Genomic DNA, 13,001 nt, shown 5'->3' with positions numbered 1-13,001 from the left:
GGTGAGCGGCCGGGAGCGGGAACGACCCCGGTGCGGCGGGCGGAGCGGGCCGCGCGGCGGAGTGAGCGGCCCGCGGGGCGAACGAGGAGTGGTGAGCGGCCATGAGCGGCAATCCCTGCGCGGTCATCGGCGTCGGCCAGACCCGCTACACGACCAAGCGGCACGACGTCTCCATCGCCGGGCTGGTCCGCGAGGCGGCGCTGCGCGCGCTCCAGGACGCGGACCTGACCTGGAAGGACATCGACGCGGTCGTCATCGGCAAGGCGCCCGACCTGTTCGAGGGCGTGATGATGCCCGAGGCCTACCTGGCGGACGCGCTGGGCGCCGCGGGCAAGCCGATGATGCGGGTGCACACCGCGGGCTCGGTCGGCGGGTCCACGGCGCTGGTCGGCGCCTCGCTGATCCAGGGCGGCGTGCACGACCGGGTGCTGGTGGTGGCCTTCGAGAAGCAGTCCGAGTCCAACGCGACCTGGGCGCTCTCCACGCACCTGCCGTTCAGCGCCTCCCTCGTGGTCGGCGCGGGCGGCTACTTCGCCCCGCACATCCGTGAGTACATCCGCCGCTCCGGCGCCCCCGGGCACGTCGGCCACCTGGTCGCGGTCAAGGACCGGCGCAACGCCCTGCGGAACCCGTACGCCCACCTGAAGATCCCCGGCATCACCCTGGAGATGGTCGAGTCGACCCCGATGCTCTGGGAGCCGATCCGCTACCTGGACACCTGCCCGTCCTCGGACGGCGCCTGCGCGATGGTCCTGGCCGCCGAGCACAAGACCACCGGCAGTGCCCCCGCCTGGGTCCTCGGTGCGGCGATGCGCTCCGAGCCGATCTTCCGCGCCGGCCGCGACACGGTGAACCCGCAGGCCGGCAAGGACTGCGTGGCGGACGTCTACCGGCAGGCCGGCGTCACCGACCCGCGGCGGGAGATCGACGTGGCCGAGGTTTACGTGCCCTTCTCCTGGTACGAGCCGATGTGGCTGGAGAACCTGGGCTTCGCCGCGGAGGGGGAAGGCTGGAAGCTCACCGAGTCGGGGGCGACCGCCCTGGACGGCGACATCCCGTGGAACCCCTCGGGCGGCGTGCTGTCGAGCAACCCCATCGGCGCCTCCGGGCTGATCCGGTTCGCCGAGGCGGCGCTCCAGGTCAGGGGGATGGCCGGCGAGCACCAGGTGGACGGGGCCCGGCGGGCCCTGGGGCACGCCTACGGAGGCGGCGCGCAGTTCTTCGCGATGTGGATGGTCGGCAGCGAAAAACCCTGATTCCCCCGGAGGGGTTCGATGGAGTTCAACCACGCAGATCTGTTCGAGGGCCTCGCGGACGCCATCGGGGAGCGCGTCGCCGTCGTCTGCGGCGACCGCCGCATGACCTACGCCGAACTGGACGCGCACGCCAACCGGCTCGCCCACCACCTCGAAGGCCGCGGCGTGCGGGCCGGGCAGCACGTGGGCCTGCACCTGTACAACGGCATCGAGTACGTCGCCGGGCTGCTGGCCGCCCTCAAGATCCGGGCCGTGCCGGTCAACGTGAACTACCGCTACGTCGAGGCGGAGCTGCTCTACCTGTACCGGGACTCCGACATCGTGGCTCTGCTGTTCGACGTGGAGTTCGACGACCGGGTGGCGGCGGTCGCCCCGCGGGCCCCCGAGCTGGGACACCTGATCGCGGTGGGCGGCCCGTCCCGGGTCGGGGGCGCCGTGCCGTACGAGGAGGCGCTGGCCGGGCAGCCGGAGACGCGCGGGTTCCCCCCGCGGTCGGGTGACGACCTGTACATCATCTACACCGGTGGCACGACGGGCATGCCCAAGGGCGTGATGTGGCGGACCGAGGACCTGTTCTTCGCCTTCGGTGGCGGCAACCCCTACGGCGAGCCGCGCGCCACCCCGCACGAGGTGATCGAGGCGGCCGTCGCCTCCGGAGAGATGACCATGCTGGCCGCCGCCCCGCTGATGCACGGCGCCGCCCAGATGGCGTCCTTCATCACCTGGTGGCTGGGCGGCACGATGGCGTACGTCCGCACGTTCGACGCGGCCGAGGTGCTGCGGACGGTCGACCGGGAGCGGGTCCTGACGATCAACATCACCGGGGACGCGATGGCCCGCCCGCTGGCCGATGAGATCGCCACCGGCGCCTATGACCTGTCGTCGCTGCTCGTGCTCAGCTCCACCGGTGCGATCCTCACCGGCTCCGTCCGCGACCGCCTGCAGGAACTGCTGCCCGGCCGGATGATCCTCGACAGCTTCGGCTCCACCGAGTCGGGCTACACCGCCTCGGCGGTCCCGGGCTCGTCCCCCGAGTCGGGCCTGCGGTACCAGGCCAATCCCACCGCGAACCTGGCCGTGCTCAACGAGGTCCTGGAACCGGTCAAGCCCGGCTCGGGCGAACTGGGCACGGTCGCCAAGACCGGTCGCATCGCCTCCGGCTACTACAAGGACGGGGAGAAGACCGCCCGCACCTTCGTGACCGACAAGGACGGCGTCCGCTGGCTGCTCACCGGCGACATCGCCAAGGTCGAGGAGGACGGGACCATCGCGATCTTCGGCCGGGGCTCGGTGTGCATCAACACCGGCGGGGAGAAGGTCTTCCCCGAGGAGGTCGAGGCGGTCCTCAAGGGCCACCCGGCGGTCTTCGACGCGGTCGTGACCGGTATCCCGGACGAGCGGTGGGGCAACCGGGTCGCCGCCGTGATCCAGCTCCGCCCCGGCGCGACGCCGTCGGCCGAGGAGCTCGACGCGCACTGCCGCAGGAGCATCTCCGGCTACAAGGTGCCCCGGACCTTCGCCTTCGTCGACGAGATGGTCCGCTCCCCGGCGGGCAAGGCCGACTACCGCTGGGCCCGCGAGGTCGCCGAGGCCGCCCGGACGGCCGGGGCCTGACGGGGTTCCTCCTGATCTTCAGCGGCGGTGGTCCGTTGACGTCCCGGCCGGGAGCCGTGGCCGGAGCCCCTGTCCCGGCGGATCGCCGTCCGAGCCGTCTTCATGGCGCCCGTCTTCATGGCGCCCGGCGATCGCCGGAACGGGTGAGGGAGGTGTCTCGCATTTCGGGTTGAATCCAGCCATCGTCGCGGAAAGTCGTACCGTATGGGGGTGGTTCCGCACGCGTCGGCGTGGCCGTAGACGGTGATGAAAGGCTCTTTCGTTGATCCACTCATTCAACCCCCGAACCGGCGAGTCCTTCGGAGACCCGTTCCCCCTGACCTCGGACGACGAGGTCGACGCGATCGTCGAGGCGGCTCGGGCGGCGGGCCCGGCCTGGCGGTCCGCCGATCGGGCCGCGGTGCTCGACGCGGTCGCGGCGGCGCTGGAGGCGAACGTCGAGGAGCTCTGGCAGGCGGCCGACGCCGAGACGGCCCTGGGCGAGACCCGGCTGCGCGGTGAGGTGGCCCGGGCCGCCGGGCAGTTCCGCCTCTTCGCCCAGGTGCTGCGTGACGGCGGCTACCTGGAGGCCGTCATCGACCACGCGACGGACCAGCCGCCCGTCCCCGACCTGCGACGGATGAACCACCCGCTGCCCGGCGTGGTCGGCGTCTTCGCGGCGAGCAACTTCCCCTTCGCCTTCTCGGTCGCGGGCGGCGACACCGCCTCCGCGCTGGCCGCCGGGTGCCCGGTGGTGGTCAAGGCCCACGACGGCCACCCGCGCACCTCGGAGCTGTCGTGGGAGGTCATCCGGGGTGCCCTGCCCGACCCGGCGCTTCTCGGCCTGGTCCGGGGGCTCGACGCCGGCAAGCGACTGGCCCGGCACCCGTCCGTGTCGGCCGTCGGGTTCACCGGTTCCATCCCCGGAGGCAAGGCCATCCAGGAGCTCATCAACGAGCGTCCCGACCCCATCCCGTTCTACGGCGAGCTGGGCAGCGTCAACCCCGTCGTGGTACTGCCCTCGGCAGCCCGCGACGGCCTCGCCCAGGGGTTCGCCGCCTCGCTCACCCTCGGGGTCGGCCAGTTCTGCACCAACCCCGGCCTGGTGTTCGTCCCCGACGACGTCGAGCTGCTGACCTCCCTCACCGAGGCGGTCGCCGCGACCACCGGCGGGCCGATGCTGACCGAGCGCATGCACGGCGGCTACCTGCGCGGCCTGACCAGGCTCGGCAAGCTCACCTCCCTGGCCGAGGGGCAGCCGGGCGAGGGGGCGTTCGCGGTGACGCCGCAGGTGTTCGTCACCGACCTGCCGGCGTTCGCCGCGGGCCTGCCCGAGATAGCCGAGGAGTGCTTCGGCCCGGCGGCCATCGTGGTGGTCTACGGCGACCCGGCGGAGCTGCCCGCCGTCCTCGACCGGCTCGACGGGTCGCTGACCGCGACGATCCACGCGACCGACCCCGGCGAGGCGGGCGCGCTCGCCGAGGTGCTGCTGCGCAAGGCGGGCCGGCTGATCTGGAACGGCTGGCCGACCGGTGTCGCGGTCCGCTGGGCCATGCACCACGGCGGCCCCTGGCCCGCCAGCACCGCCGCCGCCCACACCTCGGTCGGCGCCGCCGCGATCCGCAGGTGGCTGGTTCCCACGACCTATCAGGGCTGGCCGGCCGAGCTCCTCCCGCCCGCGCTCCGCGACGACAACCCGCTGGGCATCCCCCGCCGGGTCGACGGGGTCCTCTCCTAGGAGTGCTTCGTTGGGTTGAGCCGAGCGGGTGTTGTTGTGCCGCTGTCCGGGCGGGTAGTCGGCGGTGGCAGGTAGGGCATGTGCCGGTCCAGCACCTCGGCAAGTCCTACATGCCCCTGAGGACTTGATAGAGGATCAGACCGACGAGAGGGCCTTTGGGGGCCAGGCGGTGCCAGGGGAGGAAGGCATGGGCGGCGGTGACGAGGGTGACGTGGTGGTGCCCGGCCGCGCCAGGTGCGGCCTTCGCCGTGGTCCGGACCCAGGCCGTGCTTCATCTCGTGGTAGTCGTGCTCGGTCCGTCAGCGAATCTTGGCGAGCCGTACCGAGCGGTGGATCGGAGTGTCGGCCGGCAGGCTGGTGAGCCAGTAGCCGGCCGACTCCTCCTGTCCCGCGGGTCTCTCGACCGGCAGGGTTTCCGCGGGAGCGCACCGTCCCAAGCTGTGCTGCCCCTGGCGTCCGCGGCCGCCAAAGCGCGGGTGATCTTCCCGGTAGGGCTCACCTGGAGCACGCCGAGGTGATCGGTTCGGCCTCATCCGTGTGAGCGGTCTCACCCCCGTACCGGGGGGATGTATTCCAGGTCCCGGATGCGCAAGGCGTGCCGGAAGGCGGCCGACTGGCCGTATCCGGCGTCGGCGGACACGATCACCCACGCCTCCGGGCCGATCGCCTCGGTCTTCGTGGCGGTGATCGCCCGCAGCACGGACGCATCTTTCCAGGGCGACTGGCTGGCGAACCGCTGCAGGACCCGCTGTTGCCATCCGGCAGCTGATCGGCCATCGACTGGGTCGGCTTACGCCGCCTATCTGGCATCAGCGCGCGCAGGGAGCAGATCCTCCATCGCCGTCGGCCCTTGCGCGCCAGCGAGGCGAACACCTCCGCGACGAACCCACTGAGGTCCCCCGGAGATGCTCCGCCTCCTCAAGATTCACAGGCGTCGGCATGCACCGACGACCACACGATCAAACCGACCTGACGAAGTACTACCGGGTGTTCATGGATTATGGCCGTTGAACATGTAGAAGGCGATGTTCTCCATCGCCTTCAGTAAACGATAGTTATCGTTCTGCCTCCGCTGGCCGACGACGACTTCCCGCGCTTGCCTGATCGCCGCCTTGCAACCCGGATACGGATCCATCGCCAGCGGGGCGGCCAGCGTTTTCAGCGCGTGATGCTTCATCAGGAACCGGCCCCAATCGGTGTCCGGATCAGGCAGCCCGGCATTCGCGTTCTCGTCCATGACCTCGGCGGCCCGTCGCCGGAAGCCGTCGGACAGCGTCAAAAGGCGGTCGTTCAGCGCTCGTACGGATTCCCCGTGACGGCCAGCCCCGATGGCGTTCAGGGCTTCGTCGATGTCAGGACCCTCCAGTCCGGCGGCACGCACGACCATCTCGGACGCGATCAGCGACATTTCCGTGAAATCGTCCTCCGAGGGGTTCGCTGCGATGGCCGCGACGCGTGGATGGCGCATGACCAGCTCCCACATTTCCTCTTTCAACGCTAACGGGGGTCTCGCGGCCGGCTCGCCGGCTTCCTGCCGTTCGATGCTGAGCACCAGGTGTGTTCGCTCTTTCCACGTCTGGTCGACGCGCAGGCCGGAGATCTGTTCGGCGAGGGCGAACGACGCGGCCAGCCAGTCGTCCCGCCACTGCTCCGCCGTAACACCGTAGGCCTGTGCCCAGGCCAGGTACTCTGGCTCGGCGGCCGTGGTGCCCTGCCGAACCGGGTCGAAGACGCTCTCCAGCTTCCCGTCGGCCGCGTATGCGAAGGTGGCGTCAAGTTCGATGGTCCACGCCAGGGTCAGGGCCTCACCTCCGGCTGACAGACGCCGGAGTACGTCACGGCGGGCGCCCATGTACTTGGTGAATTCAACGGCCAGGAACCAGCCGGGCGACTGGGTTATGAGAACAATGGCCTCGTCGTTATCCAGCTCATAGGACTCGTACAGGTCGTCGAAGCCGCCTTCGGCGAGTTGCTCCGGTTGCCCACCGAACGCCTGAACGACGTCACGGATATTCTCGCTGTGCACCCAGGTGAGACAGGCCGGATTCTCGAATACCGAGCGGATCGTTTCCTTGTACAATGGAAAGCTGGACACTCTTCTCGCTTCACCGTGGCCGTAGCAGCTAAATGACGAATGGTACGGGACGGGCAGGCCTGTCCCGTACCATTCAACCGGCCGCTACGATACGCCGTCGATCGTGCAGGTGGCAAGGTTCATATTGTCGGGAGTCGGGTGGTATGCGACCATGCCCGGTGCTCCACTCTCCGGAGAGTTTCGCCCCTGCCGGATGACGTCCACCCAGTAAGAGTCGAAGTCAAGAATGCGGTTGCGCTCGTACCACACCCGCATCGCGCCGCCTTGTGAGCAGTTGTCGGTGTTGGGAATGATGGCCACCGAATAGTTGTACCCCGTGTTTCTGCCGCCCGCCCCCTCGTGGGTCGTGGCGAAGGGATACTCGTCGCAGCTGTCCGGACTGCGATAGTCGCGGATCTTCCTGCATTCGGGGATCGCGACATCACGATTGGCCTTTTCCACCGCCTCGCTCGTGGACCGCCTCAGGCACGTGAGAGCACACGAGGGCTGATGAGGCAGGAAACCGCCTGGTATTTTCTTCGGTGGCCCGCTCCCTATTTTGGGATAGGTTGTCTGTGAATTGTAGAGCGCGGTCCAGACGTGTTGCGAGTGGAACACTCCGTTGGAGTAGTTCTCGTCGAAGATGAGGACCGGCCGGAGGGTCGTCAGGACGCATCCTCCCGTGTACGACTTGATTTCCGTCGAGCTGTCGCACCTGAACGTGTGACGCTTACCCAGGTCATCCTTGACCCACATGGCGTGCGTGGTGTACCTGACATTCGGATTGATCGAGCACGAGCTGATCTTGTGCGGATCGGGAGAGTTGTCATCCGCCGACCTGTCGAGAATGATCTCCCGGATGGTTCCATCCGCCCAGTCGCCCACCTCGTCAAAGAGGCCGTCCGGGGCGTCACTGGTGCACCCCGTCGATCCGGCGAAGACGCGCATCCATCGGTCGTTCCAGTCATCCAGCATGGATCCCGTGGCCTTCACGGGACCCATCTTGATCTGCATTCTGATCTGGCGACTGCCGAGGGACCGTCCGATGGGCACATCGCTGGCCCGGGCCCTGGTCGCGTTCGACTTGTTGTGCATGTGCCCGACGTACGAGTGGACGGCGATGACCAATTGGGCCGTCCACCTTCCGGCCTCCCATTGGGCACCCGGGATTCCCTTGATGTCTCGCTCGCCGACCAGATAGGAATAGCAGAGCGAGAAGGGACCGCTGTTGGCGACGGCGCTTGGCCTGTTGGGCGGAATCTGCCGGCACAGATCAGTGGATATGTGCCCGTAGGGGAACTTCTTCCGGACGGCCGCCGCGTTCACCGTCGCGGTTTTCCCCTCCGCACCGGCGGAGCGGGTCACGGCCTGGTTGCCGATGGCCGCGTATATGGCGCCGATCTGCGCGGCCGAAAGGGCCTTCTGGTAGGCGAGGACCTCGTCGAGGTCGCCTACCATGGCGGCGCCCAGGTACAGCGGACCACCCGCATTCCAAGTGGGGAAGCCGACTTGGGCGGTTTTTATCTCGTCGCCGTTGAGATAGAGCGTCACCTTGTTCGCTGCGGCATCATAGACGCCTGCGAGGTGGAACCATTCGTTGGCCGGCGGCTTCACACCGGAGAGCGCACCCTCGACCGCTGCCCCGTTCTCGTCCGCCTGCGTCAACCTGAAGACCAGGCCGTGGTCGGGGTCATTGCCGATGCTGAACGACGCGCCATTGGCTCCTCGCTGTTCGAGAACACGATAGGCACCGTTCTTGTCGTTCCAGCGCAGCCAGGCGGCGACGGTGAAACTCTGGTCCGTGCGCAGCACGGGTCCGGCGCTTTGCGCCAGTGGCGCGACACTCGTGCCCCCCACCCCGACGGTCGCCGCCTGCCACGCCGACCACGCAGATGCGGTGGACGCGGCGGCATTGACCGCGCGGACCCGCCAGCGCACCTTCCAACCGTCGGTGAGCTCCCCGGCAGGGACGGTGACTGTGGCCCGGCCACCCGAGGCGACGGCCGGAGAACTGCCCGCCCAGATGTGCCCGGTGCCCTGCCCGGTGGCCGCGGGGTCGTGCTCGACTTCGAACTCGCCGGTCAGGTTGCCGCCCACGGCGTCGGCAACGGTCACGGCCAGCTGCGGAGTAAGCGAGCCGATGATGGTCGTGCCGTCGATGACCTGTGCCGGCGTGGCCGTCGGCGCGTTGACGGTGGGTGCGGAAGCCGGGCCGTTGGTGATGACGGTCAGCATCGGCACTCTGTTGAATTCGGTGTCCTCCGAGGAGGTGAACACCCGGTAGTTGTCGACGTTCGTTTCCGACGGCGCCTGCAGCACCAAGCCGTGGTTGGCGGCGCCGGCGGCCCAGTCCTGGGTAATACCGGTGACGTTCCACTCCATGGCGTCTGGCCAGGTGTCGCACTCCTGGTTGACGCCCTTGGTGCTGGTCTGGGCGTCCTCCGTGGTGGAGGCCGGCAGGTTGGCCCAGTACAGGTTGTCCGGATCCCACGTGCCGGTCAGGCGGCGCACCTGGATGCCCGCCCCGACTGCGGTGCCGCAGGAGGGGGCGTCAAGGGTGTTCATCGCCAGCTTGGCGTCGGTCACCGTGCTGCCGACCAGGCCTGCGGCGTCGAACTTCAGGACCGTTCGGTACTTGTAGCCCCCCGTCATGGTGCCGGCCAGCAGGTTATCGCCGGACGGATAGGCGGGCGAGCTGGCGGTGTCCTCGGTGCCTACCGCGACGTCCGTGTTGATCGGCAGCGTGACCGTCGCATCCAGTCGTACCGGATAGGTGGTGTCCGGTGCGGTCAGGAACGCGTGGTCTGGCTTGAGCACCATCTCGGCCTTGCCGTCCTTGTTGACCACCTCGGCGCTGACCTCGGTGCGTTTGGCATGCACCCCCTTCGCGCTGTCGTCCCGCATGATCGGCGGCGGCGCCGAGGCGACCACCTTTCGGTCTCTGCCTTTCAGCAGCAGGCTTCCGTTCTTGCCTTCGGACAGAGTCAGGTCGCTGCTCGCTAGGCTGATCCGCAACTCCAGCGGCTTGGTCGGACGCTTGCGCATGACCACCTCTTGCCGGATGCCGGTCGGCAGAACAGTGATCACAAGGTCGGCGCCTGGGCCGGCCGCGTCCCTATATGTCGCGACATTCTTCTCGACCACCGGCGCGGGCAACGCAGTCGGCCACGAAAGCGCGGAGACCTGGCCGCCGCCTTGGACCGTTCTGACATATGGTGCCGTCCCACCCTTAGAGATCTCCGCGAGGGTGCCGGAGCTGATCGCCTTCGGTTTCAGCACGCCGTCCCGGTCCACCAGGGACGTGTCCACCGGCACCCACACGCCGTCCTGTTTCGTCCTGATGGGGCCGACCGCGATCTCCGTCTTGAACGAGCCATCCGGCATGGCATGAGTGATGCTCACCTCGGTGGTGTCATAGCGGACCTCCACCGGCTTGCCCTGCTTCACGGCCTCCTGAGAGGCGAGGAGACGCATGCGTGCCGACATCTCTCGTGCCGCCGAGGCGGACGTCTTGCTCACCGCGGTCGGCAGGTTCGTCACGGCGCTTCCATTCCGGCCGGCGGTCCACGTAGTGGACTCGCCCAGGCTCGCGTCGTGTCCGTGCCCTGAGGAGTCTGCGGCCGTGGCGCCGGATCCTTCGTTGAACCTCCAGTGCCCTTGCGGTCCCGTTTCGGTGATGAATGACCAGGAGTACGGAGCCATCGTGTTACCCGCGGCATCCTTGGCCCCGGTCACCTCGACCGCGTGCACGGTGTCTGCGGTCAACGGCTGCCGAGGGACGAAGATCAAGGCCCTGCCGGTGGCGTCCATCTCCGCCGTGCCGACGACGGTTACACCTCCGGGGAGCTTCACCGCCATTTCGGCGCCGGTGACCACCTCATCGAAAGTGGCGCTGATCGACGTACTCGTGGGCACGTCTACCGCACCGCTGCCCGGGACGGTGGAGATCACCGCTGGTGGTGTGGTATCCGGGTCGGATGTAGGTGTGGGCGTCGGATACGGTCCCTCGTTCGGATAGACCGCACCTATCGCTTCCAGCCATTCCTGCTCGGTCGTCGCGTCATCGGGAATCCAGGTCCCGTAGGTCGTGTCCTCCATGAAATAGCCCGGGGAGTTCGCGCGCATGGCGGTCGCTTCCTCACCCGTCACCTCGGGCCCTGTCTGCACGCCCGTTGACATCGACGTGTTGGCGTCGATCTCCGCCCCTGTCGGATCGGTGTCCTGATAGGGCATGAAGATTCCCTTGATCTCACGCGGTACGGGCGTGTACTCGATGAACAGGACCGGGCCACGGGGAGTGAAGGGGTAGGTGTCGTAACCGCCGTACTCGTAGGTGCGGTAGGTACGCCAGTTCTGGGCCTCGCTCTCGATCGGGGAGCTGAGGCGGACACCCAGGTCGGGGATACCGTTCATCCACCCCTGGACGATCTGCTCGATGGAGTAGTAGAGCTCCCCCTCGCCCTCGGGGCAGTCAACATCGTAGGCGCCCCGGTTGCCGACGTGGCCGTTGATCGTGGTGGAGGGTTGGTTACTCCAGGTCAGCGACTGCATGGTCCAGTCGCTGGTGATCTGGCGCAGCTCGATGCCAGGACTGTCGGTGTCGCTGCAGTCATGGGAGTTGTAGTTGAAGATCCGCAGGTCGGCGTTCTCGACGGTGCCGCCTTCCAGTGGGGTGCCGTGGATGTTGAAGCGCAGGTAGGCGCGGTGGGTCTGGGTGCCGCTGTGGGATCGTCCGGCGTGCATCCAAGTGAGGGTGCTGTTGAGCTCTCCGTCCGGGCGAACCTGGCTGACGTGGGTGTCACCGTCGATTCCGGTGCCGACCCAGGTCTCCGAGGCCGTCTCGACCGTGACCGGGTAGGTGATGGCCGGGTCCGCCAGGAACGCTGAGCACCACGGTATCCCCGTCCACTCGGACGGCGGCCTGGCCGATTTTCCCGGTGTCGGGGCTGTTCGCGGCCGTGGCGTCGACCATCGGCGCGGCGGACAGTTCGCCGATCTGCTTGTCCCTGCCATCCAGCAGGGTCGGCTTCTTGCCGGTGCTGAACGTCAGGCCCTTGGGCAGGCGGACGGGGATGCGGAAGGCGAGATCCTTGACCGGGCGCTGGCGGATCACGATCTCCTGCCGGAACCCGCTCGGGGTCACGGTGATGACGAGATCGGTGCCGGGTCCATAAGCGTCGGGGTAGGTGGCGGTGTTGCCCTTGAGCTGCGGTTTCGGCAGAGTGGCGGGGGCGGCGACGGAGGCCGGCCCTCGGTCGCCGGTGACCTTGACCAGATCCGTGTTACCACCAGCGGACAGGGTGATGTCCCCTGTAACGGCTTTGGGCTGGATGACGCCGTCCTTCTCGACCAGAGTCGGATCGACCGGCTGCCAGATGCCGTCTTTCTGCACACGGACGGGAGTGGTCGACACCTCCGCGCGTAGGGTCTTGCCGTCGGGGTTGGCGTAGTAGGTAGCGGTTTCCGAGCGCAGCGCCTCGATCTCGACGCGCTTGTTGTTCTTCTTGGCCTGTGCCAGCGCGACCTGTGCCGGATCGCTGACGGTGGCCGGTTCGCCGGCGGTGGCCGGCGATGGCGTGGGGTCCTGGGCGGTCGCGGGCGCGGCCATCAGCGAGATGGGCAGCGCCACCGCGACGATCAGGGCAACGCGGTGACGCGTCCGGCCGGGTAAGCCGAACGCCGATAATGATTTGTTCACTCCAGCCTTTCGAAGCAGTGTTTGAAACCAGAGTGATCATCACATGAGCCGCAAGTCGCGTAAAGATCTTTTTCTGTGATGAAAAGGATTTACTCGGTGAGGAGTTCAGAGTCTGTTCGGCTGTCAGGACATCCTCCACTGCTGCGTTAATTAAAGGCAGTACACAAACCGGTGGCGTAAGAGGCGGGTCGGTGCATGTGGTCTGCCCCAGATTTAGGGTCGGGTTCGGCGATTGAGCTGAGCGGCGGCCAGCCTGGTGACTTCGGCGATCTCATCGGGGTCGGCGAAGGACTGCCCGGCCAGAGCGGTCTTGCGGAAGATCCGCCACCAGCCCTCTTGCAAGTTGAGCCAGCACGCGCCGACTGGGATGAACGCATGAGAGATTCGCGGGTGCTCTTCCAGTCACTCACGGGTGGACTTGCTGTTGTGTGAGGAGAGGTTGTCCGCGACGATCACGATTTCGCTTGTCGGGCTGGCCTTCTCGATCAACCGCAGGAACCGCTGGTAGTGGGTGCTGTTGCGACAGGAGGCGGTCATGATGACCTCGTGGCCGTCGCACGACCGCAAGGCTCCGTAGATCCAGGTCTTCTCTGGCCCGCGGGCGTAGTCAAGCTCGGATTTGATCCGGTGTCCGTCCGGGGA

The 13,001-nt window shown here is 67.7% G+C and carries 8 protein-coding genes; 3 read left to right on the top strand and 5 right to left on the bottom strand.

Going from position 1 to position 13,001, the window contains the following annotated elements:
* Window positions 1-101 precede the first annotated feature (101 nt).
* The 3 genes from ABD841_RS27830 to ABD841_RS27820 all read left to right on the top strand — a co-directional run bounded on the left by ABD841_RS27830 (window position 102) and on the right by ABD841_RS27820 (window position 4,587).
* Complete coding sequence (locus tag ABD841_RS27830) at window positions 102-1,256, top strand: thiolase domain-containing protein (protein WP_344978002.1); 1,155 nt, start codon at window positions 102-104, stop codon at window positions 1,254-1,256.
* 18 nt (window positions 1,257-1,274) lie between these two features.
* A complete protein-coding gene (locus ABD841_RS27825; protein WP_344978000.1) occupies window positions 1,275-2,870 on the top strand; it encodes an acyl-CoA synthetase in 1,596 nt (531 codons plus the stop codon).
* A 262-nt stretch (window positions 2,871-3,132) separates the two neighbouring features.
* Window positions 3,133-4,587, top strand: a complete 1,455-nt coding sequence (locus tag ABD841_RS27820; protein WP_344977998.1) for an aldehyde dehydrogenase (NADP(+)) — start codon at window positions 3,133-3,135, stop codon at window positions 4,585-4,587.
* 547 nt (window positions 4,588-5,134) lie between these two features.
* Here ABD841_RS27820 and ABD841_RS27815 read toward each other — a convergent pair.
* The 5 genes from ABD841_RS27815 to ABD841_RS27795 form a co-directional block, all read right to left on the bottom strand.
* A complete protein-coding gene (locus ABD841_RS27815; RefSeq protein ID WP_344977996.1) occupies window positions 5,135-5,287 on the bottom strand; it encodes a hypothetical protein in 153 nt (50 codons plus the stop codon).
* A 291-nt stretch (window positions 5,288-5,578) separates the two neighbouring features.
* The gene (locus ABD841_RS27810) at window positions 5,579-6,667 is read right to left on the bottom strand and encodes a DUF6461 domain-containing protein (protein ID WP_344977994.1); all 1,089 of its coding nucleotides are present in this window, start codon (window positions 6,665-6,667) and stop codon (window positions 5,579-5,581) included.
* A 99-nt stretch (window positions 6,668-6,766) separates the two neighbouring features.
* Entirely contained in the window at window positions 6,767-11,470 is a 4,704-nt protein-coding gene (locus ABD841_RS27805) for a DNRLRE domain-containing protein (RefSeq protein ID WP_344978055.1), read from the bottom strand.
* Complete coding sequence (locus tag ABD841_RS27800; protein ID WP_344977992.1) at window positions 11,460-12,290, bottom strand: hypothetical protein; 831 nt, start codon at window positions 12,288-12,290, stop codon at window positions 11,460-11,462. Before ABD841_RS27800 ends, ABD841_RS27805 begins: the two co-directional genes overlap by 11 nt.
* 471 nt (window positions 12,291-12,761) lie before the next feature.
* Window positions 12,762-12,983, bottom strand: a complete 222-nt coding sequence (locus ABD841_RS27795) for a hypothetical protein (RefSeq protein ID WP_425582052.1) — start codon at window positions 12,981-12,983, stop codon at window positions 12,762-12,764.
* Between the last annotated feature and the right edge of the window lie 18 nt (window positions 12,984-13,001).

The sequence above is a fragment of the Streptosporangium fragile genome (genome assembly GCF_039534445.1).
Classification (GTDB): domain Bacteria; phylum Actinomycetota; class Actinomycetes; order Streptosporangiales; family Streptosporangiaceae; genus Streptosporangium; species Streptosporangium fragile.
Note: the sequence above shows the minus strand (reverse complement) of the source record. Positions and strands in the feature narration are given on the sequence as shown.